A 24,016-nucleotide genomic window follows, 5' to 3' on the forward strand; every position below is an offset into this window, starting at 1 on the left:
CCGAGATCGTGTCCGTCGGGCTCCTCCTCGGCGTACTCGTCTTCGCCGTCGCGCGGCCGAGAGGACTGCCCGAGGCCGTCGCCGCACTCCCCGCCGCCGGGCTCCTCGTCGCACTCGGCGCCGTCTCGCCCGGCGAGGCGTGGGAGCAGACCCACACCCTCCTTCCCGTCGTCGGGTTCCTCGCGGCGATTCTCGTACTCGCCCAACTCTGCGACGACGACGGCCTGTTCGACGCGGCAGGCGACGCCGTCGCCCGTCTCTGCGGCGGGCACCCGCGCCGACTGCTCGGCGGCGTCTTCGGCGTCGCCGCCGTCACCACCGCCGTACTCAGCCTCGACGCCACCGTCGTCCTCCTCACGCCCGTCATCTTCGTGACCGCGAGCCGCGTCGGGGCCCACCCCCGCCCGCACGTCTACGCCTGCACCCACCTCGCGAACTCCGCGTCGCTGCTGCTCCCCGTCTCCAACTTGACCAATCTCCTGGCGTTCACGGCCAGCGGTCTGTCCTTCACCCGGTTCGCCCTGCTCATGGCGCTCCCGTGGCTCGCGGCGATCGCCGTCGAGTACGTCGTCCTGCGCCGCTTCTTCGCGGCCGACCTGGCCGTCGTGGCGCACCCTCCCAAAGAGGTCGAGCCGCGCGCCGTACCGACGTTCACGCTCGTCGTCCTCGGCCTGACACTCGTCGCGTTCGCCGTCACCTCCCTGATCGGCATCGAACCCCTCTGGGCGGCCTGCGCCGGCGCGGCCGTGCTCGCCGCCCGCGCGCTACGGCGCCGACGCACCACGGTCCCCGCCCTCTTCCGCGCCGCGTCCCCGCTCTTCTGCCTCTTCGTGCTCGCCCTGGGCGTCACCGTCAAGGCCGTCGTCGACAACGGCCTCGACACCGGAATCGACCGGATCCTCCCGAACGGCGACTCCCTCACCACCCTGCTCGCGATCGCCGCCGTCGCCGCGCTCCTTGCCAATCTGATCAACAACCTGCCCGCGATCCTCGCCCTGCTGCCCGTCGTCGCCCCCGCGGGCCCCGGCCCCGTACTCGCCGCGCTCATCGGGGTGAATCTGGGCCCCAACCTCACGTACGTCGGCTCCCTCGCCACCCTTCTGTGGCGCCGTGTCCTGCACGAACACGACTCCGCGCCCTCGCTCGGGCAGTTCACCCGGCTCGGGCTGCTCACCGTTCCCGCGACACTGATCGCTTCGACCGTCGCCCTGTGGGGCACGCTCCAGTTGTGAGTGACGTGAAGACAACCGCCCTCGTCTGGATCAGCCCGTCCACGTGGCCCGCGTGTGTCGACGCCGCGCGCGACAGAGCGGCGGACGACCACGTCGTACTGCTGCACGTCGGCGACGACCGGATCGCCGCCGAGGCGCACCGCGCGTACGCGGGGCTTCTCGGCCGCGGCCACGGGCCCGAGCGCGACCCCGGCAGCCGGCTGGAGGAGCTGTCCGGGGTGGCGGGCGCCGACCTCCTTGAAGAGGCCGCGCACCGGCTCGGCCGGCCCTGCGAACTGCTCGACCGGCACGGCCGTCCTCAGGAGGAGGTCGTCCGCGCGGCGGCGGACGCGGACCTGCTCATCTGCGCGCGCGACGGCGACCCCGACAGACCGGGCCCGCACAGCCTCGGTCCCGAGTCCCGTTTCGTGGTGGACCACGCGCCGTGCCCGGTCCTGCTGGTGTGGCCGCACCGGAACTGAGCGGGGGCAACGCGCGGGCCCGGTGCGACAATTCCGGCGTGAACACAGAGAACACAGAGAACACCGAGAACCCCGAAAACGCGGAGGACCCGGAGACCGGGCGGAGCAAGGACGAGCTTCTGGCCGAAGCCGTCGCGCTGCGCAGCCGCGGGGCAGCGGAACAGGCCCGCGAGCGGCTGGTGGCTCTCGCCGACCGCCACCCCGGCGACGCCGTGATCGCCTATCAGACCGCCTGGACCCACGACGCCCTGGGCCTGGAGGCGGAGGCCGTCGCCTACTACGAAACCGCCCTGGCCGGAACGGACCTGCCGGAGCAGGACCGACGCGGCGCGCTGGTCGGTCTCGGCAGCACGTTCCGGATCCTCGGCCGGTACGAGAAGGCCGTCGTGACGCTGCGGGGCGGGCTGGCGGAATTCCCCGACGACGGCGCCCTGCGGACCTTCCTCGCGATGGCGCTGTTCAACACCGGGGAGCACGACGAGGCGATGCGCATCCTCCTGGAGCTGCTGGCCACGACCAGCGACGACCCGAGCGTGCGGTCCTACCGCGCGGCGATCGGCCACTACGCCAAGGACCTGCGCGAGGTCGTTCAGGGCCCGTGAGGGGGCCGCCCTCTACGGGTACAGGTCGCGGCCGTACGTCGCGGGGTCGTCCAGGGCGTCCAGGACGAGGTCGGCGAGGTCCTCGTAGGTCGTACGGGGCGCGAGGCCCCGGTGCGGCGTGAACGACCTGCGGCGGTTGCCGCGCGCGGGACCGTGGTGCAGTACCCCGGACCGCACGACGGTCCAGTCGAGGCCGCTGGTGAGGATCACCGCGTCCTGCGCCTCCCGTTCCCGCAGGAGAGGGCGGGCCGTCGCCCGGTAGAGCGCGGCGATGGTGCGGCCCGACAGTCCGCGTACGTGCGAGCCGTAACCGGCCTCCGAGACGACGATCAGCCGCCGTACGCCCGGCTCGCGCATCGCCTCCACGATCAGCTCGGTGCCGCGTGAGTACAGAGGCGTCGTCCGGTTGCCCTTGAGGCCGAACGCGATCACCGCGGCGTCGGCGCCGGTCAGGGCATCGGCCACGGCGCTCTCGTCGAAGGGGCTGCCGGTCACCACCCGGTCGACGGGGGCGGCGCCGAGCCGCGCCGGTTCCCGCACCTGTGCGGTGGTGCGGTGCCCGGCGCGCGCGGCGGCGATGAGGAAGGCTTGTCCGGTACGCCCGGTGGCGCCGAACACGGTGACATTCATGGGCTGGCTGTCCCTGTCGTCTGCATGGGTCTCGTCGTCATGGGTCTCATCATCGGCCCCGCTCGTGTGGAGCCCGCGAGGGCTTCCCCGGGAGGTGCGGTCGGCGGACCCGCTCAGCTTGCGCCACGCAGTGTCCCGGCCGCTACGGATCGGCCCGGACCCGGCGGGCACAACGCGCTTCGCGGTACGGCCCCCGGCGGGGGCGGCTCTCGGACGTTCACCGGCGGGCCGTCCCCGGGTCTTCCCGCCGCCACCCTTGGTGGCTAGCTTCCGAGCCGTAGCACCTGACTCGGGAGGATCTCTTGGCCACTGACATTTCTCGGCGCCGGCTCTTCGCGCTCGGGGGCGGCGCCGTCGGTGCCGCCGCGGCGGGCTCCGTACTGCCGCCGTCCCTGCGGGCCGCCATCGCCGCCGAGGCGCCGGCCGGCGGACTGGACGCCGTCAGGCATGTCGTGGTGCTGATGCAGGAGAACCGGTCGTTCGACCACTACTTCGGCACGCTGCGCGGCGTACGCGGCTTCGGTGACCGCAACGCTGTCGAACTGCCCAACGGCCGCCCCGTGTTCGAGCAGCCGGCCGCCGCGCCCACGGCGCGGGACGAAGACGGCGCCACCGTCCTGCCCTTCCCCGTACGCGACGCCGCCGAGGCACAGCGGAAGGACCTTCAGTACATAGGCGACCTCGACCACTCCTGGAACGGCGGCGCCAAGGCGTGGAACAACGGCTGGATGGACGGCTGGGTCTCCGCCAAGACCGCCGCCACCATGGCTTATTACGACCGCGCCGACATCCCGCTGCACTACGAGCTGGCGGACACCTTCACCGTCTGCGACGCCTACCACTCGTCGGTCCACACCTCCACGAGCCCCAACCGCAACCATCTGTGGAGCGGTTGGACCGGCCACGAGGCCGACGGGCGGCGCGCGGTCGGCAACGACGCGTACGACGAGGGCAGGCACCCCGGCTACGCGTGGCCGACCTACGCGGAGCGGCTGGAGAAGGCCGGGCGGAGCTGGAAGACGTACACGGAGTGGGAGAACTTCACCGACAACAACATCGAGTTCTTCACCTCTTTCAAGAAGATCGCGCGCAAGGCGCTCGTCAAGGCACGTGAGCTGGAAGGCGCCGGCGACTTCACCTACATGGAGTCCTTCTACGCCGCGGTGCGCGAGACGCGGGACCCCGCCGCACGGGCGAAGCTCCTCGCCGCGCTCGACGAGGGCGTCGCGGCCCTCACCACCCGCGAACGGTCGCTCTTCGAACGCGGGCTGCGCCGCGTCGAGTCGGGCACCCTCGCCGCGGCGTTCCGCGCCGACGTCGCCGCGGGGCGGCTGCCCGAGGTGTCGTACCTGGTGCCGTCGGCGGTCGACTCCGAGCACCCCGGCGCGTCCTCACCGGTCGCCAGCGCCGGTCTCGTCTACCAGGTGCTCGACGCGCTCGGCGCGCACCCGGACGTCTGGCGGCACACGGTCGTGCTGATCAACTACGACGAGAACGACGGCTTCTTCGACCATGTCCCGCCCCCCGTGCCGCCCGTGGACGATCCCCACGAGCGCTGGGAGGGCCGTCCGACGGGGCTCGGCATCCGCGTGCCGCTGCTCGTCGTCTCGCCGTGGACCGTGGGCGGTTACGTCTGCTCGCAGGTCTTCGACCACACGTCGGTCGTCCGCTTCCTGGAGACGTGGACCGGAGTGAAGGAGCCCAACATCACGCCGTGGCGGCGCACCGTCACCGGCGATCTGACGTCCGCCTTCGATTTCGGACGGGGCCGTGCGCGCCCGGACGTCGAACAGCCCGGGCCCGTTCCGCCGTTCACGGGGCGCTGGCGGCCCGTGCCGCCGGCCGTCCAGCGGATGCCGGCGCAGGAGCCCGGCACGCGCCCCGCACGGCCGCTGCCGTACCAGCCGGACGTCCACGGCCGCCTCGCGGTGGACGACGCCGGGGCGCGCGTCCTGCGGCTCGAACTGCGCAACACGGGGCGGGCGAGCGCGCACCTGGCGCTCTATCCGTACGAGGGTGAGTTCGACGTCCCGCAGCACCGGGACGTGCGGGGCACGGCGCGGTGGACGGTGCCGCTCACCGGTGACGCCTACCGCTTCACGATCACCGGCCCCAACGGTTTCCGCCGTGAATTCGCCGGCCCCGTCGCGGGCGGCGGAGCCGAGGTCACCTCGTCCGTCGACCACCACGACCGTGATCTGCACCTCACCCTCCGTAATGACGGGGACCTGCCCGTCACCTTCACGGTGCGCTCGCTCGGCTACGCCGACGAGGCGGATCTCGGCGACTGGAAGCGCGAGTTCACGGTCAAGCCGGGACGCCGCCGCAGCGTCGCGCACTCGGCCGCCGACGCCCACGGGTGGTACGACATCGAGGTGACGGCCGGCCGGGGCTTCCGGCGACGGCTGATGGGACACATCGAGAACGGGAAGCCGAGCGTCTCCGGCTGAAGCGCGAACCGCACGGGAAAATGAACCGGATGCCGAAGCGGAATTGTCGCCTCCTACCGGTCGAACGCCAGGTCAACCGCGTGTGAGTAACCCCACCAAACGGGCAAACGATCACGATTCGATGTCAGAATCGGGCTCTCCGATCCACGCAGGGGAGCAGACCGTTGGCAGCAGTCGCGCGGTGGTGCGTCAGGCACCGGCTCCTGGTCGTACTCCTGTGGCTGCTGGCCCTCGGCTCCACGGCCACCGGCGCCGTCGTCGCCGGGACCTCGTACTCGAACGACTACGAGGCACCCGGCACCGAGTCCGGCCACGCCGTCGAACTCCTGGAGAGCGGCTTCCCCGGCCGCGGCGGCGACAGCGACACCGTGGTCTGGCACACCGAACGCGGCTCCGTCCGCGCGCAGGACGTCGAACTGCGCATGGGTGTCACGCTCGGTGAGATCGCCAAGCTGCCCGGCGTGGCCGGCGTGACGAGCCCGTACGCCCTCACCGACGGCGCCGGGACGCCCCCGTACACACCCGGCCCGGACGACGGCGAGAGCGCCCGTCAGATCAGCGAGGACGGCCGCACCGCGTACGCCGTCGTCATCTTCGAGGAGCAGGTCGACGACATCCCCGCCGCACAGGCCCAGGCTGTCGTCGACACCGCGAAGAAGGCGGCCACCGACGATCTCCAGGTGGAACTCGGCGGCAGCGCCGTCGCCCTCACCGAAGGCACCACCGCGCACACGGCGGAGATCGTGGGCGTCGCCATGGCCGCCGTCGTCCTCTTCCTCGCCTTCGGCTCCCTCGCCGCGAGCCTGCTGCCCATCGCCACCGCGCTGGTCTCCGTCGGAACGGCGTACGCGGGCATCGCGCTCCTCGGCCACCTCATGACCGTGGCCGACTTCGCGCCCATGCTCGGACTGCTCGTCGGTCTCGGCGTCGGCATCGACTACGCGCTGTTCATCGTGACCAGACACCGCAAGGGCCTCAAACAGGGCCTCACGGTCACGCGGGCGGCCACGGAGGCCGTCGCCACCACGGGGCGCGCCGTCGTCTTCGCCGGGGCCACCGTCTGTATCGCGCTGCTCGGCATGCTGGTGCTGCGGCTGAGCTTCCTCAACGGCGTCGCGATCGCCGCCTCGCTCACCGTCGCGCTGACGGTCGCCGCGTCCGTGACCCTGCTGCCCGCCCTGCTCTCGTACACGGGCGGGCGCGCGCTGAGCCGCCGCGAACGCGCCCGCCTCGCCGAGCACGGTCCGCAGCCCGAGCGGCCCACCGGCTTCGCCGCCCGCTGGTCCCACTTCGTGGCGCGCCATCCCCGGCTGCTCGGCGCCGCCGCCGTGGTCGTGATGCTGGTGCTCGCCCTGCCCACCTTCTCGCTCCACCTGGGCACCTCCGACCAGGGCAACAACCCGGCGACCAGCACCACCCGCCAGGCGTACGACCGGCTCGCCGAGGGCTTCGGCCCCGGCGTCAACGGCCCGCTGACCCTCGTCGCCGAACTGGACGGCGCCGACGACCGGCTCGCGATGGACCAACTCCCGAACACGTTGCGCGAGTCGGAGGGCGTCGCCTCCGTCGGGCCGATCGTCTTCAACGGCAGCGGCGACACGGCCCTGCTCACCGTCGTCCCCGAATCGTCCCCGCAGTCGGAGCGCACCAGCGACCTCGTCGACCACCTCCGTACGGAGGTGCTGCCCCGCGCCGAGGAGGGCACCTCCCTGGAGGTGTCCGTCGGCGGCGTCACCGCGAGCTACGACGACTTCGCCGACGTCGTCGTCGGCAAACTCCCGCTCTTCGTCGGCGTCGTCGTCGCCCTCGGCTGTCTGCTGCTCCTGCTCGCCTTCCGTTCCGTCGGCATCCCACTGAAGGCGGCGGTCATGAACGTGGCCGCCGTCGCCTCGTCCTTCGGGATCGTCGTCGCGATCTTCCAGTGGGGCTGGGGGAGCGAACTCCTCGGCCTGGGCAGCGCGGGCCCGATCGAGCCGTTCCTGCCCGTGATCATGGTCTCCGTCCTCTTCGGCCTCTCCATGGACTACCAGGTCTTCCTGGTGAGCCGGATGTACGAGGAGTGGCTGGAGACCGGCGACAACAGACGCGCCGTTCGGGTCGGCCTCGCCGAGACCGGCCGCGTGATCAACTCGGCCGCCGTGATCATGATTTCGGTCTTCCTCGCCTTCGTCCTCACCGGGGACCGCGTCATCGCGATGTTCGGCATCGGGCTGGCCGCGGCGGTCGCGCTGGACGCCTTCGTCCTCCGTACGCTCCTCGTGCCCGCCCTGATGCATCTGCTGGGCGGCGCCAACTGGTGGCTGCCGCGGACGCTGGACCGCTGGCTGCCTCGGATCAGCATCGAGGCGCCCGCCGCCGGCCGCCGTACGTCTGGGAGGATCCCGGCACGGCGCGAGGAGTACGCGGAGCGTGTGGACCACGTGCCGGGGCGTACGGGCCGTACCTGAGCCCACCGGACAGAAGGAGCGCGATGTTCGCGACATCACTGGGTGACGAGGCGGAACTGAGACCGCTGGAGCCCTGGCAGGCCGAGGAGTTCCTCACGCACATGGACCGTGCGAGGGAGCTGGTGACCGAACACGTCGGGCTCGCCGACATCGTCACCGACCTCGAATCGGCGCGGACGTTCCTCACCACATACGCGCACAAGCAGGCCGCCGACGCCGGACGGATCTACGGGATCTGGCTCGACGACACCCTCGTCGGCGGCGTCCTCTTCCGGATCTTCGACGCGCGGGGTGGCACCTGCGAGGTCGGCTGCTGGCTCGAACCGGCGGCCACGGGGCGCGGACTGGTGACCCGCGCGATAACGGTGCTCATCGACTGGGCGGTGGACCGGCGCGGCATCCACCGCGTCGAGTGGGTGGCCTCGTCGGAGAACCTCGCGAGCATCAGGGTCGCGAAGCGGCTCGGCCTGCGGCTCGACGGGATTCTGCGCGAGAGCAACCTCCACCACGGCCGCCGGCAGGACCAGGAGATCTGGGCCGTACTGGCTCCCGAGTGGCGTGAGCTGCGGCGGAACACCCCCTGAGGAAACTCTCATGGATCTCTCATACGGGCCGCCTACCGTGCGGCGCATGAACCCCACGACCAAGCCAGAAGAGCCCGCGGACGAAAGCGGCGACAACAAGTCGGAGCGTGCCGTTCCGGCTGCTGCCGACAAGAACGACGCACCGGGCCCGAGCCTGGCCAAGGACCCGGGGGAGAACCCTGAGGCGGGCGGCGCCGACGGTGCCGGATCCCCGTCGGACGACGACGGCGACGACGGCGACCTGCTCGACGACGACCTGGACGGCGGGTACACCCCGCCGCCCTCCAGCGGCCTCGCCGCCGCGTCCACGGCGCTCATCTCCGTACTGCTCTCGCTCGTCGCGCTCATCGGCACCTGGTCCGGCAAGGTGATCGCCGAACGCGAGACGCTCGTCGGCCAGATCGAACTCGGCCAGACCGGCACCCCGGAGCAGCAGATCTCCGAGATCTACGGCGACGCCTGGCACGCCACCGCGCTGACCAACGGCATCTTCGCCGTGCTGGCGCTCATCGTCGGCCTCGCGGCGCTCGGACTGCCGCAGCGCAAGAGCTGGGTGCAGCCGTTCGCCGTCGCCGGTATCGCGCTCGGCGCGCTCGCCCTGCTGATCTCGATCGGCATGTACTTCGACGTCTTCGTCTCCCTGCCGGAGCCGCCCCCGGCCGCCCCGCCGACCACCGGCTGACGCGCCTCCACCGGCTCCACGGAGGTCCTCACGGATCGCCGCGCGCCACCGTCCTCACGCGCCGCACGGGCACCGTCCCGTCCGGCGCGTGAGGCGTTTCGGAAGGCGTTTCCGAGGCCCTGCCCGAGGTACGGGGCAGGGCCTTAGGCCGTTCGCGGGCCCGTCACCCCCGCGCCTAAGGCCCGCACGCCGCGAAGATGCGGCACACGCCCGATGCGGGCGCACCCCCTGGGAGACGAATGTTGAGGCATCGCAAGACGCCGAAACAGTTCATGACAGGGGAGCCGAGATGTTCGAGTACGAGATGCAGCAGATGCGGGCGGCCGAGCTGATCCGTGAGGCCGACGGCCGGCGGCTGGTCCGCCAGGTCCGCGCGGCCCGCAAGGAGGCCGCGCGCAACGCCGGGAACGAGGGCGAGAGGCGGGTGGGATCGCACCGGGGCCGGTTCGTGAGCGCGGCGTGACGGGCGCGCGGAGATGGCCGCCCGCCCGGACCTCCTGAGGACGCCGGATCCGCTGTCGCCGCAGGTGCCGGCGGTGGACGCGGCGCCGGCGAAAACGAGTGCCGCACTGGCGTACCCCTGTGCGATGCTCGGAATCGTGGAGACCAAGTCAGTCAGCCCCGTGTTCGTCGGTCGCGACGGCGAGCTGACCGCACTCACCGAAGCGCTCGCCCGCGCCGCCGCGGGCGAGCCGCAGGCCCTGCTCGTCGGCGGCGAGGCGGGAGTCGGGAAGACCAGGCTCATCGAGGAGCTGATCTCGGTGGCCTGCCGCGACGGCGCCGTCGTCGCGGTCGGCGGCTGCGTGGAGATCGGCGGTGACGGCCTGCCGTTCGCCCCCTTCTCCGCGGCCCTGCGCGGTCTGCGGCGGCTGCTGCCCGGGGAGATCGCCGCCGCCGCCGACGGCCAGGAAGGCGAACTGGCCAGAATCCTCCCCGAGTTGGGTCCCTCGGCGAGCGACGCCCTGGGGGAGCACGGCACGGCGAGCCTCTTCGAACTCACCGTCCGGCTGCTGGAGCGCGTCGCCGCCGACCGCACGGTCGTCCTCATCCTGGAGGACCTGCACTGGGCCGACGCCTCCACCCGCCATCTGCTCGCCTATCTCTTCCGTACGCTGCGCCGCGGCCGGCTCCTCGTCATCACCACCTACCGCACCGACGACATCCACCGCCGCCACCCGCTGCGCCCGCTCCTCGCGGAGCTGGACCGGCTGCGTACGGTCAGCCGGATCGAGCTCTCCCGCTTCAGCCGCGCCGAGGTCCGGCGGCAACTGCACGGCATCCTGGGAGACGAGCCGGCGCCGCACCTCGTCGACGAGATCTTCGGGCGCTCCGACGGCAACGCGTTCTTCGTGGAGGAACTGGCCGTCGCCATCGAGTCCGGCTGCCGCTCCGGACTCACCGACTCCCTGCGCGATCTGCTGCTCGTCCGCGTCGAGACGCTGCCCGAGAACGCCCAGCGGGTGGCCAGGATCGTCGCCGAGGGCGGCGCCACCGTCGAGTTCCCCCTGCTGCTGGCCGTCGCGCAGCTCTCCGAGGACGACCTGATCGACGCGCTGCGGGCCGCTGTCGGCGCGAACATCCTCCTCCCGGTGGACGGCGACGGGTACCGCTTCAGGCACTCGCTCGTCCGCGAGGCCATCAGCGACGACCTGCTCCCCGGCGAACGCTCCCGGCTCAACCGCCGCCTCGCCGAAGCCCTGGAGGCCGACCCCTCCCTCGTACGGGGCGACGAGAGCACCACCCGCCTCGCCGGGTACTGGTACCACGCGCACGACGCCGCGAAAGCCCTGCCCGTCGTCCTGCTCGCCTCCGTCGAGGCCCGCCGCCGCTACGCCCACGCCGAGCAACTGCGCCTGCTGGAGCGCGCCATGGAGCTGTGGGACGCCGCGCCCGAGGACATACGGGCCCGCCTCAGACCCCCGGACGACACCGAGGTCTACCCGCCCACCGCCGAAGGGGCGAGGGCCCCGCTGCGCTATCTCGATCTGCTCGCCGAGGCGACCGTCGCGGCCCGCTCCGGCGGCGAACGCGAACGCGCCCTGGCGCTGTCCAAGAAGGCCATGCGGGTTCTGGAGACGGGGGACGACCCGCTGCGCGCCGCCTGGTTCTGGACGCAGCGCTCACGGCTGGTGCAGGACCTCACGCGCGGCGACGGCTGGGACGAACTGGCCACCGCCCAGGACCTGGTGCGCGGGCTGCCGCCGTCCGCCGTGCACGCCTCGGTCCTCTCCGACGTCGCGAGCTGGGGCGCCCTGCACCGGCCGGGGCCCAACACCCTGGCCGCCGCCGACCGCGCCGTGGAGTACGCGCGCCTCGTCGGCGCCGAGCACATCGAACTGAACGCCAGGGCCACGCGCGGCTGGCTCACCACCGAGTCGGGATCCATCGAGGAGGGCCTCGCCGAGATGTACGCGGTACGGGACCGTGCCTTCGAACTCGGCAACCTTGGCAATCTCGGTGTCCTGGGCCGCATCAGCATCAACCTGCCGTCCACGCTGGAGAGCGTGGGCCGCTCGGAGGAGGCGGTCGCCGCCGCCGAACTCGGCATCACCCTCTGCCACCAGCGAGGACTGTCCGACAAGGAAGCCTGGGTCCGGGTCAATCTGAGCGAATCACTCTTCTCGCTCGGCCGCTGGAACGAGTCCCGGACGGCGATCGACGAAGCGGCCCAGATCGCGCACGCCCCCAAGGCCCGCGCCCTGGTGGCCGTAAGGCGCGCGCTGCTCGCCCTCGGACGCGGCGACGCCGCGGAGGCCCAGAGCCAAGTGACCCTGGCCCGCGCGGTCTTCGGTCCGCACGACCCACAGCCGCAGCACGTCATCGCACCGGCCAGGCTCGCGATGGTCAGCGCCGCGCGGCAAGGCCGGCTCGCCGAGGCCCGCGCCGAGTTCGAACAGGTCGCCGCGCAGGGCTTCCCGCCGGGCATGCAGCGGTACGCACTGCCGCTGCTCTGCTCGGCCGCGGCGATGGAGGCGGACGCACGCGGACTGCCGGAGGCCGACGCGGGACGGGAGGCGATCCTGGCGATCGTCCGCGACCACGCGAAGCGGCTGCCCGCCGTCGTCCCGGTCTGGCGGGCGTACGACCTGCTGCTCGAAGCCGAACTCGCCCGCGCCGACGGCATCGTCGCCCCGAAGCTGTGGGCCCGCGCCGTGGCCGCCTTCGAGGCGCTGGAACGGCCGTACGAACTCGCCGAAGCCCGCCACCGCTGGGCGGCGGACCTCCTCGCCGCGTCCGCCGACCGGGAACAGGCCACCGCGCTCCTGATCCAGGCCCACACCACGGCGAAACGGCTCCGCGCACGGCATCTGGTCGAGGAGACGGAACTCCTCGCGGGCCGGGCACGGATCAGCCTCTCCACCACCCCGCGACTCGCCCCGGCCCCCGGCCCGGAGGCCGACGCCGCCGGCTCACTGGGTCTGACCCCCCGCGAACGGGACGTCCTGCGCCGGGTGGCCGAGGGCCTCAGCAACCGCCAGATCGCCGAGGAGCTGTACATCTCACCCAAGACGGCGAGCGTGCACGTCTCCAACATCCTGGCCAAACTCGGCGTCTCGGGCCGCACGGAGGCGGCGGCGATGACCCACCGCCTGCACCTCTTCACCGACCTGGAGCCGACTCACACCTAGGGGGTGTCTGACGAACCCCCTGGCCTGCGGCCTGGCACGGCACCTCGCCGCGTTGTCGTCGGACGGCCGAGTCCGCTCGGTAGGGGGCCGACCATCGCCTTGCGATGCACCGCACCAGCCGCCGGCCCCGCCCTGCGGGCGGATGGCGCTAGGTGTCGGACACGGCCCAGGGCGAGTCTTTGCGGATCCTGCCGGGCTCGCGTGCCCCGGCTCGCACGCTCTCCCCGGCGTCCCCGGGGTACGGAAGGCGCCCCCTGCGTTGCCCTCGGTCGGCATGGCTCCGCCATGCCTCTCTCCGCCGCCCTGCGATCGCACGCACCCGCGTGACACCAGCCGCAGCGCGGCCGGCGCTCCCCGAACCGGACTGATCCAGCCGACACGTCCCAGGCCGTGCCCGTGCAGCCCCGTCCGGTACGAGCCCGATCCTCCGTCCGGCGAGGCACCGCACCAGCCGCCCCCGCCCCGCCCCGCCCCGCGGGCGGGTGGGGCGGCGGTTTTCGGACACGCGGCGGGCGGTGCCTCACGTCGCCCGCGTCATGTCACGTCCACGCGGAGGATCTTGTCGTCTCCCGGCTTCGGGGTGCCCCGGCCGTCCGTGTTGCTCGTCATCAGCCACAGCGCCCCGTCGCCCGTCGCCACCACCGTGCGCAGACGGCCGTACTCGCCCTCGAAGAACGCCTGGGCCGCGGCCGACGGCTTCACGCCCGCCAAGGGGATCCGCCACAGACGCTCACCGCGCAGCGCGGCCATCCAGATGGACCCCTTGGCGAAGGCGATACCGCTCGGTGAGGCGTCGCTCGTCCTCCACTCCTCCACCGGATCGACGAAGCCCGGCTTCCCGGCCTTGCCCTCGGCCTCCGGCCAGCCGTAGTTCTTGCCCGGCTCGATCAGATTGAGCTCGTCCCAGGTGTTCTGGCCGAACTCCGACGCCCACAGCCGCTTGTCGGAGTCCCAGGCGAGACCCTGCACATTGCGGTGCCCGTATGTGTACACGACCGAATCCGCCTCCGGATTGCCGTGCACCGGCTGCCCGTCCGGCGTCATCCGCAGGATCTTCCCGCCCAGGGACTTCTTGTCCTGCGCGAGGCCCGTCTCACCTGTCTCGCCCGTGCCCGCGTAGAGCATCTTGTCCGGGCCGAACGCGATCCGGCCGCCGTTGTGGATGTTGCCCTTCGGAATGCCCCGCAGGATGGTGTCGGGCGCGCCCAACTGCTGGCCCACCGGCCTCTTCGGGTCGTACAGCATCCGGGCGATGCGGTTGTCGGAGTCCGTCGTGAAGTAGGCGTACACATAGGTGTCCGAGGCGAACGACGGGGAGATCGCGAGGCCCAGCAGACCCCCCTCACCGCCCGGAGCGACACCGGGCACCGCGCCCACGTCCGTCTTCTCGCCGGTCTCCGAGTCGACCCGCGTGATCGTCCCCTCGTCGCGCGAGGAGACCAGCAGATCGCCCTCGGGCAGCGCCGCCAGACCCCACGGCGACTTGAGGCCCTCCGTCAGCGTGGACACCACCTTCGCCGAGCCCTTCGCGGGGGGCGCCGACGGCTCCGCGCCGTCCGGGGGCGTCGACCCGCCGGACACCGACGAGGACGGCGAACCCGACGGGCTCTCCGGCTTCGCCGTGCCGTCGGAGGACGAGCACGCGGTCACCACGAATAGCGCCGCTGCGGCCAACACGGCCGTCACTGGAGCACGTTGCACGGTCTTGATCCCTTCGACGGCTGCGTCTCTACGTTTCATACACCGCGGCCCGCGTCCAGGTTCCCATCCGGCCGGTATCAGTGCCACGAGTCCCACGCCGGGGGCAGCGCGGCGATCTCGGCCAGATCCGTCGCCGACAGCTCCAGCCCGGCCGCCGCCGCGTTCTCCACCGCCCACCGCTCCCGCTTCGCCCCCGGAACGGGCACCACCTGGGGTCCGCGCGCCAGCACCCACGCCAGCGCCACCTGCGCGGGTGTCGCCCCGTGCCGCCCGGCGACCCGCCGCAGCCCCGCCACCACCGGCTGGTTCGACGCCATCATCTCGGCCGTGAAGCGCGGATGCCTGGCCCGTACGTCGTCCGGCTCGAAGCCCTGCCCGGGGGTGAGCGTGCCGGTCAGATAGCCGCTCCCCAGCGGCATCGCCGCCAGGAGCCCCACGCCCCGCGCCGCGCACCACGGCAGCAGCCGCTCCGCCGCCTCCGGCGCCCACACCGACAGCTCCGCCTCCACCGCGCTCACCGGAAACACCTGCTGCATCCGCTCCAGCAGGGCGATCGTCGCCCCGTAGCGGTCCGTGCCGCCTCGGCGTGAGCTGCGGGCGTCGACCGCGCACAGCCCGAGCGCCCGTACCTTCCCCGCCGCCACCAGCTCAGCCATCGCACCCCAGGTCTCCTCGACCGGCACCTCCGGGTCTGCCCGGTGCAACTGGTAGAGGTCGATCACCTCCGTGCGCAGCCGCCGCAGCGACGCGTCGCACGCCCGGCGCACATAGCCGGGACGGCCGTTGGCGACGATGTGCTGATCGCCCACCAGCAGACCGCACTTGGTGGAGACGAACGCGTCGTCGCGCCGCTGCGCGAGCACCCGCCCCAGCAGCAGTTCGTTGGTGAACGGGCCGTACATGTCGGCCGTGTCGAGCAGAGTCGTACCGGCGTCGAGCGCCGCGTGCACGGTCCGCGACGAACGGTCCCCCCGCTGCTCGGAGGCGCTGTAGGCCCAACTCATCGGCATACAGCCGAGTCCGACGGCGCCCACCGTGAGTGCCGTCCCGCCGATCGCCCTGCGCTCCAACTGCCCCGCCCCTCCCGCTTCCTTCCGTGCCCGCTCCCGCCGGGCACACTCCAGCTAACCTCATGGGCCTCCCGCGCCGCTCGGCCCGGCGTCCCCGCGCCCCGCCGCCCGCCCCGTACCGGTCCGTGGAACGCCCTTCATCGGGCCCAGGGGCTTCGCATAGCCTCCTGACCATGACTTCAGACGTATGGCTGCCGATACCGGCCGACGAGATCGAGGGGCTCCCCGCCGGCCTGGACTACCTCCACTGGGACGGTGCCCCCGACTTTCCCGGCGACCCGGCCGACTGCGCCTTCTACGTGGTCCCGTACATGAAGGGCATGGAGGTCGCGCTCCGGCCGCTCGCCGCGATGACCTCCGTACGCGTCGTACAGACCCTCTCCGCCGGTATCGACCACGTGGCCCCCGGGCTCGGCTCGCTACCCCCCGGAGTGCGCCTGTGCAACGCCAAGGGCGTCCACGAGGCCAGCACCGCCGAACTGACCGTCGCGCTCGTCCTCGCCTCGCTGCGGGGCATCCCCGGCTTCGTCCGGGGCCAGGACGCCGAGGAGTGGCGGTCCGGCTTCTACCCGGCGCTCGCCGACAAGTCCGTCCTGATCGTGGGTTACGGCTCGATAGGCGCCGCCATCGAGGACCGGCTCGCGCCCTTCGAGTGCGCGCGGGTGGCGCGCGTGGCGCGCTCCGCGCGTGCCACCGAGCGCGGCCCCGTGCACGCACTCACCGATCTGCCCGACCTGCTGCCCCAGGCCGACGTCGTGATCGTGTCGACGCCGCTCACCGAGGAGACGAAGGGCCTGGCGGGCGCCGAGTTCCTGGGCCGGATGAAGGACGGCGCGCTGTTCGTGAACGTCGCGCGGGGCCAGGTCGCCGACACCAAGGCGCTCCTCGCCGAGCTGGAGAGCGGACGCATCAGGGCAGCGCTCGACGTCACCGATCCGGAACCCCTCCCACCGGGCCATCCCCTCTGGCATGCTCCGGGTGTTGTCATCAGCCCTCACGTGGGCGGATCCACCTCGGCCTTCATGCCCCGTGCCAAGCGTCTGCTCGCCGACCAACTCACCCGCTACGCCGCGGGGGACGCTCTGCGCAACGAGGTGCTCACCACCGGCTGAGCCGGTCCGGTCCGCACTCGGGAACGACAACTCCGCTGCTCGTCACGGAGAGTAGAAGAACTATGTCCCTGAGTGACGACTCTGGTGTATCGTCCCGATCTGGGGGCCGCGTCGCGCGAGGGGCGACGTGGCGGAGCGATCAGAATCCGAGGGGGGCGACGGGCGATGTACTGCCGATGCACGAACGATCCGACGCGGAAGGGCCGTCCACGGCGGCCTTCGGACCCACCGACACAAGGCCGGGCCCCGGCGATCCGGGACCGGGCCACGGCGAAGCGCACCTCACCGACGTGCGCCTCACCGCGGCGCACCTCACCGACGCGCCCCTCCGCGGTGCGAGGACCCGGTGCGTCGGCGGTGACGGCGACACCCCCCGAGGTGGCCCCGTGAGCCCCCCCGGGGCGCTCCTCGGCCCCCGCGTCGCCCCGGAGGACACCGGCGTCCCCGACAGCGACTCCGACACCGGAGGAGGCGGCACCGGCCTCCTCGGACAACTCCTCCTCGCCCTCGTCTGCGGGGGCTACGCCACCGGGGCGGCACTCGGCTGGGGTTCCCCCGAAGTGGCCCTGTTCATGGGCGACTTCGGCCTCAGCATCGCCGCCCTCATCGCTTCCGTCTCCTGCTTCCTCTACGCCCGGGGCAACGACAGCCGGTTCCGCCCCGCATGGATGCTCTTCTCGCTCTCCTCCCTGATGGCCGCCGGCGGGAACGCGGTCTGGGGCTGGTACGAGGTCGTGCTCGACCGCCCCGTTCCGAGCCCCTCCCTGGCCGACCTGTTCTTCCTCTGCTTCGCGCCACCCGCCATCGTCGGCCTCCTCGTCCTCGCCAAACGCCCTGTCAGCAAGGCCGGCTGGGTCTGCCTGTGTCTCGACGCCTGGCTGATCGGCGGCTCGCTCCTCACGCTCTCCTGGAGCCTGGCCCTCGCGCACACCACGCACTTCGACGGCGAGACCGTCGCCCACGCCGCGCTGTCCCTCGCCTATCCGCTGCTGGACATCGTGCTCGTCAGCATGGTGCTCGCGCTGCACTTCCGGCGCTCGACCGGCAGCCGTACGGCCATCAACTCCGCCATCGCCGCCCTCGCCCTCACGGTCCTGTGCGACGCCCTGTTCACCTCCCCGCTGCTCCGGGAGAACTACCGCTCGGGCCAACTGCTCGACGCGGGCTGGTTCGCCGGGTCCCTGCTGCTCGCGTACGCGCCCTGGGGCGTGCGCAGGGCCGCCGAGAGCGTGCCCGAGCAGGTGCGGCCGCCCCGCGCGCCCCGGCAGCCCGCCAGGCCGATCGCGGGCTCCCTGGCCGCGCTGACGCCGTATCTCGCCGCCGCCGTGTGCACCCTGGGGATCCTGTACAACGTCATCGAGGGCCGCCGGGTCGACCGCGTCGTGGTCCTCACCGGCTGCACGGTCGTCCTCGCCCTGGTCGTACGGCAGGGCATCATGCTCGTCGACAACATCGCTCTCACCCATGAACTGGCCCAGAAGGAGAACCACTTCCGCTCCCTGGTCCAGGGTTCGAGCGACGTCATCATGATCGCCGGACCCGAGGGCACCCTGGACTACGTCAGCCCCGCGGCGGCCGGTGTCTACGGACGCGAGGCGGACGGCCTCGTCGGTGCCGCGCTGGAATCGATCATCCACCCGGACGACCGGGGCCGGGTCAAACGCGAAGTACGCCGCTTCCTGGCCGCTCCTCCCACGGAGGAGCCCACCACCCGCATCGAATGCCGCTTCAAATCCGGCTCCGGCGACTGGCTGAACGTGGAGTCCACGGTCAACCGGCACCAGGGCGGCCTCATCCTCAACAGCCGGGACGTCACCGAACGTGTACGGCTCCAGGCCCAGTTGCAGCACAACGCCGAGCACGACCCGCTCACCGACCTGCCCAACCGCGCCCTGTTCACCGCCCGGGTCCGCCAGGCGCTCTCCGGGCGCCGGGCGAACGACCCCGGCACAGCCGTCCTCTTCATCGACCTCGACGGCTTCAAAGGCGTCAACGACCGCCTCGGCCACCAGGTCGGCGACGAACTGCTGATCAACGCGGCCCGCCGCCTCCACGACTCCGTACGGGCCGGGGACACCGCCGCCCGCCTCGGCGGGGACGAGTTCGCCGCCCTCATCCTCGGCGACGGCACCGACGACCAGACCGCCCGGGAGTACCAGGTCCACGAGATCGCCGACCGGCTGCGCCTGAAGCTGTCGCAGCCGTACCGCATCGACGGCAACGATGTCCGTGTCGCCGCCTCCATCGGAGTCGCCTTCGCCGAACCCGGCATAACCCCCACCCACCTCATGCGCAACGCCGACCTCGCCATGTACCGCGCCAAGGCCGGCGGCAAGGACCGCGTCGAGCTGTACGCCCCCCAGATGCAGGCGGACGTGGTCCGCAGGACCGAACTGGCCGTGAGGCTCCGCACGGCTCTGCGGGACGGCGAGTTCGCCCTGCTGCACCAGCCCGTGGTCGACCTGTCCACCGGACAGGTCTCCGCCGTCGCCGCCCAGGCCCGCTGGCGCTCCGCCCAGGGCATCCTCTTCACACCCGCCGAGTTCTTACGGGTCGCCGACGACAGCGACCGCACCGCCGAGTTAGGGCGCTGGCTGCTCGAACAAGCCGTCGAGCAGGCCGCCGAGCGCGGCAGGACGGGCCACCTCGTACCGGTGACCGTCCGCCTCTCCGCCCGCAGACTGCTCGACCGCTCCATGCCGCTCGGCTCCATCGAAGCCCTGCTGACCCGCCACGGGCTCCCCTCGGGCGCCCTGCTCATCGAGCTGGCCGACAGCGACCCGCGCACGTCCCTGGACGAGCTGGAGCACCGCCTGCTGGCGCTGCGCCGTCTGGGCGTCCGGATCGCCCTCGACGGCTTCGGCAGCGGCTACGCGGCGATCAACGCGCTGCGCCGGCTCCCCGTCGACGTACTGAAACTGGACCGCGGACTGGTCGAGGGCGTCGTCGAGTCGGCCAGGCTCCACAAGATCACGGCAGGGCTGCTCCGGATCGCCTCCGACCTGGGCATGGTCTCGGTGGCCGACGGCGTCGACGTACCGGAACAGGTCCTCGCGCTCCGCGCCATGGGCTGCACCCACGGCCAGGGCATGGCCTTCTCGGGACCCCTCGACGAGTACCGGCTGCGCCGCGCGCTGATGCGCGGCGCGTTCCCCCTCCCCGGGGCCACCCCGCTGCCCGTGCTGAGCGGCAGCTCGCTGCCCGTCCGCCGCACACGGGCGGCCACCCCGGACATGATCCCCCGGCCCCTCACCCGACCGTCCGTCCGCTCAAATGTTGAGACGCCAGTCCCACCCACTTGACAGTGGTAGCGCGTCGGAGGGAGGGTCAATGCCATGCGCACCCGAATTCTCGTACTTGGACAGCGCGTCGGCTGAAGCAGTGGCCCTCATCGGATCTCTGCAGACCGCACCGACGCGCTCCCCTCGCCTGCCTCCCGGCACGAGGGGTTTTTTGTTGTACCGGCACAGCCCAAACCCCCGCAAAAACCCTCAGCCTCGAGAAGAGAATGACGATGACCGAGCAGGCCACCGGGGCCCACCCGACGCCGCGCGCCCGTAACGGCGGACCCTCGTCCGCCACCGTTGAGCACGTCACGGGCGCGCAGTCCCTCATCCGCTCTCTTGAGGAAGTGGGTGCCGACACGGTATTCGGCATCCCCGGCGGCTGCATCCTCCCCGCGTACGACCCGATGATGGACTCCACCCGGCTCCGTCACATCCTGGTCCGCCACGAGCAGGGCGCCGGCCACGCGGCCACCGGCTACGCGCAGGCCACCGGCAAGGTCGGCGTCTGCATGGCCACCTCGGGCCCCGGCGCGACCAACCTGGTCACCCCGATCGCCGACGCGCACATGGACTCCGTGCCGCTCGTCGCGATCACCGGCCAGGTCGCCAGCAAGGCGATCGGCACGGACGCCTTCCAGGAGGCGGACATCTGCGGCATCACGATGCCGATCACCAAGCACAACTTCCTGGTCACCAAGGCCGAGGACATCGCGCGCACCATCGCGGAGGCGTTCCACATCGCCGCCACGGGCCGCCCGGGACCCGTCCTGGTGGACATCGCCAAGGACGCCCTCCAGGCGAAGACCACGTTCAGCTGGCCGCCCAGCCAGGAACTGCCCGGCTACCGCCCGGTCACCAAGCCGCACGCCAAGCAGATCCGCGAGGCCGCCAAGCTGATCACCCAGGCCAAGCGGCCGGTGCTGTACGTCGGCGGCGGCGTCATCAAGGCCGGGGCCACCGCCGAACTGCGCGTTCTCGCCGAACTGACCAACGCCCCCGTCACCACCACCCTGATGGCGCTGGGCGCGTTCCCCGACAGACACCCGCTGCACGTGGGAATGCCGGGCATGCACGGTGCGGTCACCGCCGTCACCGCGCTGCAGAAGGCCGACCTGATCGTCGCCCTCGGAGCCCGCTTCGACGACCGCGTCACCGGCAAGCTGGACAGCTTCGCCCCGTACGCCAAGATCGTCCACGCCGACGTCGACCCGGCCGAGATCGGCAAGAACCGCGCCGCCGACGTGCCGATCGTGGGCGACGCCCGCGAGGTCCTCGCCGACCTCGTCCAGGCGGTCCAGGCCGAGCACACCGAGGGCAACGCCGGTGACTACAGCGCCTGGTGGCGCGACCTCAGCCGCTGGCGCGAGACGTACCCGCTCGGCTTCGACCAGCCGGCCGACGGCAGTCTCTCCCCGCAGCACGTCATCCAGCGCATCGGCCAACTCGCCCCGGACGACACGATCTACACGGCGGGCGTCGGCCAGCACCAGATGTGGGCCGCCCACTTCATCGACTACGAGCAGCCCTCCACCTGGCTCAACTCCGGCGGCGCGGGCACGATGGGGTACGCGGTCCCGGCCGCGATGGGCGCCAAGGCCGGGCAGCCGGAGCGCACGGTGTGGGCGATCGACGGCGACGGCTGCTTCCAGATGACCAATCAGGAACTGGCCACCTGCGCCGTCAACAACATCCCCATCAAGGTCGCGATCATCAACAACGGCGCGCTGGGCATGGTCCGCCAGTGGCAGGCCCTCTTCTACAACCAGCGCTACTCCAACACCGTCCTGCACAGCGGGCCCGACGTGGCCGCCGGCGGCTCCTTCGCGGGATCGGCCGCGGACGGCGCCAAGCCCAACGGCGGCACCCGTATCCCGGACTTCGTGAAGCTGTCCGAGGCCATGGGCTGCGTCGCGATGCGCTGCGAGTCCCCGGACGAGCTGGATGCCGTGATCGCCAAGGCCAACTCCATCAACGACCGCCCCGTGGTGGTCGACTTCATCGTCCACGAGGACGCCCAGGTCTGGCCGATGGTCGCCGCGGGCACCTCCAACGACGAGGTCCTCGCCGCCCGGGGTGTGCGCCCCGACTTCGGCGACGGCCTGGACGACTGAGCCGGATGCCGAGAGCGAGAGAAAGAACGACGAAAATGTCTTCCAAGCACACCCTCTCCGTCCTGGTGGAGAACACCCCCGGCATCCTGGCCAGGATCGCCGCGCTGTTCTCCCGGCGCGGTTTCAACATCGACTCACTCGCGGTGGGTGTCACCGAGCACCCCGACATCTCCCGCATCACCATCGTGGTCAATGTCGAGGACCTGCCGCTCGAACAGGTGACCAAGCAGCTCAACAAGCTGATCAACGTCCTGAAGATCGTCGAACTCGAGCCCGGCGCCGCGATCCAGCGCGAGCTCGTCCTGGTGAAGGTCCGCGCCGACAACGAGACCCGCTCCCAGATCGTGGAGATCGTGCAGCTTTTCCGCGCCAAGACCGTGGACGTCTCGCCCGAGGCGGTCACCATCGAGGCCACCGGTTCGAGTGACAAGCTCGACGCCATGCTGAAGATGCTGGAGCAGTTCGGCATCAAGGAGCTGGTCCAGTCCGGCACGATCGCCATAGGGCGTGGCGCGCGGTCCATCACCGACCGCAGCCTGCGGGCGCTCGACCGCAGCGCGTAGCCCCCGCTCCGGCGGCGCGCGGAGCCGCGCCGCCGGAGCCGTACGGCCCCCCGGTTCGCATGCCGAGACCGTGAGACTCCCTTTACCCGCTCCGCCGTACGGTGGGGCGCACACCGCGACACCCCAGTTTGCACACCAAGGAGAAGACCCAGTGGCCGAGCTGTTCTACGACGACGATGCCGACCTGTCCATCATCCAGAACCGCAAGGTCGCGGTCATCGGCTACGGCAGCCAGGGCCACGCCCACGCGCTGTCGCTGCGTGACTCGGGTGTCGACGTCCGGGTCGGCCTGCACGAGGGTTCCAAGTCCAAGGCGAAGGCCGAGGAGCAGGGCCTGCGCGTGGTGACGCCCGCCGAGGCGGCCGCCGAGGCCGACGTCATCATGATCCTGGTGCCGGACCCGATCCAGGGACAGGTCTACGAGGAGTCCATCAAGGACAACCTGAAGGACGGCGACGCGCTCTTCTTCGGACACGGCCTCAACATCCGCTTCGGCTTCATCAAGCCGCCCGCCGGTGTCGACGTCGCCATGGTCGCCCCGAAGGGCCCCGGCCACCTGGTCCGCCGTCAGTACGAGGAGGGCCGCGGCGTGCCGTGTATCGCGGCCGTCGAGCAGGACGCCACCGGCAAGGGCTTCGAGCTGGCGCTGAGCTACGCGAAGGGCATCGGCGGCACGCGCGCCGGCGTCATCAAGACGACCTTCAGCGAGGAGACCGAGACCGACCTCTTCGGCGAGCAGGTCGTCCTCTGCGGCGGTACGTCCGCACTGGTCAAGGCCGGCTTCGAGACGCTGGTCGAGGCCGGCTACCAGCCGGAGATCGCGTACTTCGAGTGCCTCCACGAGCTGAAGCTGATCGTGGACCTGATGTACGAGGGCGGCCTGGACAAGATGCGCTGGTCGGTCTCCGAGACCGCCGAGTGGGGCGACTACGTCACCGGCCCGCGGATCATCACGGACCAGACCAAGGCCGAGATGAAGAAGGTCCTCGCCGAGATCCAGGACGGCACGTTCGCCAAGAACTGGATGGACGAGTACCACGGCGGTCTGAAGAAGTACAACGAGTACAAGAAGGCCGACAGCGACTCGCTGCTGGAGAGCACCGGCCGCGAGCTGCGCAAGCTCATGAGCTGGGTCGACAACGACGACGCCTGAGTCGTTCGCGGTGCCGGGCCCCGAGCGCGGGCCCGGCACCCGCACCCGCACCCGCACCGGCCGGCCGTCGGGCGAGTCGTCGCGAACGAGCCGTCGTGGCGGGCCGCCGCCGGCCGTCGAAAGGCCGCCGGTGAGGCCGCCGGAGAAGTCGTCGGCCGGTCGCCGGTAAGCGCTTGTGGCGGGCTCCGGCCACGTACGGGTGATCTGCCCGTCGAGGCGGGAAACCGCTGCCGCCGACACCACTACACTGCTGGATACATCCGCGTCAGGCCCACAATGTCGTGCGTCTTCCACGCGATCAG

Annotated in this window: 17 protein-coding genes; 14 read left to right on the top strand and 3 right to left on the bottom strand. The window is 71.7% G+C overall.

Annotation, left to right across the window (positions count from 1 at the left end; all coding sequences use genetic code 11):
* The 3 genes from GXP76_RS16200 to GXP76_RS16210 all read left to right on the top strand — a co-directional run.
* The coding region (locus GXP76_RS16200) for an SLC13 family permease (RefSeq protein WP_242572224.1) at window positions 1–1,232 on the top strand (1,232 nt) is incomplete at its 5' end.
* A complete protein-coding gene (locus GXP76_RS16205) occupies window positions 1,229–1,693 on the top strand; it encodes a universal stress protein (RefSeq protein WP_308354144.1) in 465 nt (154 codons plus the stop codon). The genes GXP76_RS16200 and GXP76_RS16205, both read left to right, overlap by 4 nt.
* A gap of 119 nt (window positions 1,694–1,812) precedes the next feature.
* A complete protein-coding gene (locus GXP76_RS16210) occupies window positions 1,813–2,295 on the top strand; it encodes a tetratricopeptide repeat protein (protein WP_277993448.1) in 483 nt (160 codons plus the stop codon).
* Between the two features lie 12 nt (window positions 2,296–2,307).
* On the opposite strand, the gene GXP76_RS16215 is transcribed toward GXP76_RS16210, so the two are convergent.
* Window positions 2,308–2,925: an NAD(P)-dependent oxidoreductase gene (locus GXP76_RS16215; RefSeq protein WP_242572226.1), complete on the bottom strand. Its 618-nt coding sequence runs from the start codon at window positions 2,923–2,925 to the stop codon at window positions 2,308–2,310.
* A 302-nt stretch (window positions 2,926–3,227) separates the two neighbouring features.
* On the opposite strand from GXP76_RS16215, the gene GXP76_RS16220 reads away from it, so the two are divergent.
* The 6 genes from GXP76_RS16220 to GXP76_RS16245 all read left to right on the top strand — a co-directional run bounded on the left by GXP76_RS16220 (window position 3,228) and on the right by GXP76_RS16245 (window position 12,717).
* Entirely contained in the window at window positions 3,228–5,375 is a 2,148-nt protein-coding gene (locus tag GXP76_RS16220) for a phosphocholine-specific phospholipase C (RefSeq protein WP_242572227.1), read from the top strand.
* A gap of 164 nt (window positions 5,376–5,539) precedes the next feature.
* Window positions 5,540–7,822: an MMPL family transporter gene (locus GXP76_RS16225; protein ID WP_242572228.1), complete on the top strand. Its 2,283-nt coding sequence runs from the start codon at window positions 5,540–5,542 to the stop codon at window positions 7,820–7,822.
* Between the two features lie 23 nt (window positions 7,823–7,845).
* Window positions 7,846–8,406 (top strand): GNAT family N-acetyltransferase, encoded by a 561-nt coding sequence (locus GXP76_RS16230; RefSeq protein WP_242572229.1) that lies wholly within the window; start codon window positions 7,846–7,848, stop codon window positions 8,404–8,406.
* A 46-nt stretch (window positions 8,407–8,452) separates the two neighbouring features.
* Window positions 8,453–9,088 (top strand): hypothetical protein, encoded by a 636-nt coding sequence (locus GXP76_RS16235; RefSeq protein ID WP_242572230.1) that lies wholly within the window; start codon window positions 8,453–8,455, stop codon window positions 9,086–9,088.
* A gap of 289 nt (window positions 9,089–9,377) precedes the next feature.
* Window positions 9,378–9,551, top strand: coding sequence for a hypothetical protein (locus GXP76_RS16240; RefSeq protein ID WP_242572231.1), 174 nt, complete (start codon window positions 9,378–9,380; stop codon window positions 9,549–9,551).
* 124 nt (window positions 9,552–9,675) lie between these two features.
* Window positions 9,676–12,717: an AAA family ATPase gene (locus GXP76_RS16245; RefSeq protein ID WP_242572232.1), complete on the top strand. Its 3,042-nt coding sequence runs from the start codon at window positions 9,676–9,678 to the stop codon at window positions 12,715–12,717.
* A gap of 534 nt (window positions 12,718–13,251) precedes the next feature.
* On the opposite strand, the gene GXP76_RS16250 is transcribed toward GXP76_RS16245, so the two are convergent.
* Both GXP76_RS16250 and GXP76_RS16255 read right to left on the bottom strand, forming a co-directional pair.
* Window positions 13,252–14,457, bottom strand: coding sequence for a sorbosone dehydrogenase family protein (locus GXP76_RS16250; protein WP_242572233.1), 1,206 nt, complete (start codon window positions 14,455–14,457; stop codon window positions 13,252–13,254).
* A 38-nt stretch (window positions 14,458–14,495) separates the two neighbouring features.
* The gene (locus GXP76_RS16255) at window positions 14,496–15,488 is read right to left on the bottom strand and encodes an aldo/keto reductase (RefSeq protein WP_242572234.1); all 993 of its coding nucleotides are present in this window, start codon (window positions 15,486–15,488) and stop codon (window positions 14,496–14,498) included.
* A gap of 173 nt (window positions 15,489–15,661) precedes the next feature.
* On the opposite strand from GXP76_RS16255, the gene GXP76_RS16260 reads away from it, so the two are divergent.
* From GXP76_RS16260 to ilvC, 5 genes are all read left to right on the top strand, one after another.
* Window positions 15,662–16,600, top strand: a complete 939-nt coding sequence (locus GXP76_RS16260) for a 2-hydroxyacid dehydrogenase (RefSeq protein WP_242572235.1) — start codon at window positions 15,662–15,664, stop codon at window positions 16,598–16,600.
* A gap of 386 nt (window positions 16,601–16,986) precedes the next feature.
* Window positions 16,987–19,902 carry a putative bifunctional diguanylate cyclase/phosphodiesterase gene (locus GXP76_RS16265; RefSeq protein WP_374361251.1) on the top strand — a complete coding sequence of 972 codons (2,916 nt, stop codon included), beginning with the start codon at window positions 16,987–16,989 and terminating at the stop codon, window positions 19,900–19,902.
* 212 nt (window positions 19,903–20,114) lie between these two features.
* Window positions 20,115–21,998, top strand: a complete 1,884-nt coding sequence (locus tag GXP76_RS16270) for an acetolactate synthase large subunit (protein WP_242572237.1) — start codon at window positions 20,115–20,117, stop codon at window positions 21,996–21,998.
* Between the two features lie 35 nt (window positions 21,999–22,033).
* Window positions 22,034–22,561, top strand: a complete 528-nt coding sequence (gene ilvN / locus GXP76_RS16275) for an acetolactate synthase small subunit (RefSeq protein ID WP_078074922.1) — start codon at window positions 22,034–22,036, stop codon at window positions 22,559–22,561.
* A gap of 151 nt (window positions 22,562–22,712) precedes the next feature.
* Window positions 22,713–23,714, top strand: coding sequence for a ketol-acid reductoisomerase (gene ilvC / locus GXP76_RS16280; RefSeq protein WP_242572238.1), 1,002 nt, complete (start codon window positions 22,713–22,715; stop codon window positions 23,712–23,714).
* The last annotated feature ends 302 nt before the right edge of the window (window positions 23,715–24,016 follow it).

This window comes from Streptomyces sp. NP-1717 (assembly GCF_022695985.1).
In the GTDB taxonomy this organism is placed as follows: Bacteria; Actinomycetota; Actinomycetes; order Streptomycetales; family Streptomycetaceae; genus Streptomyces.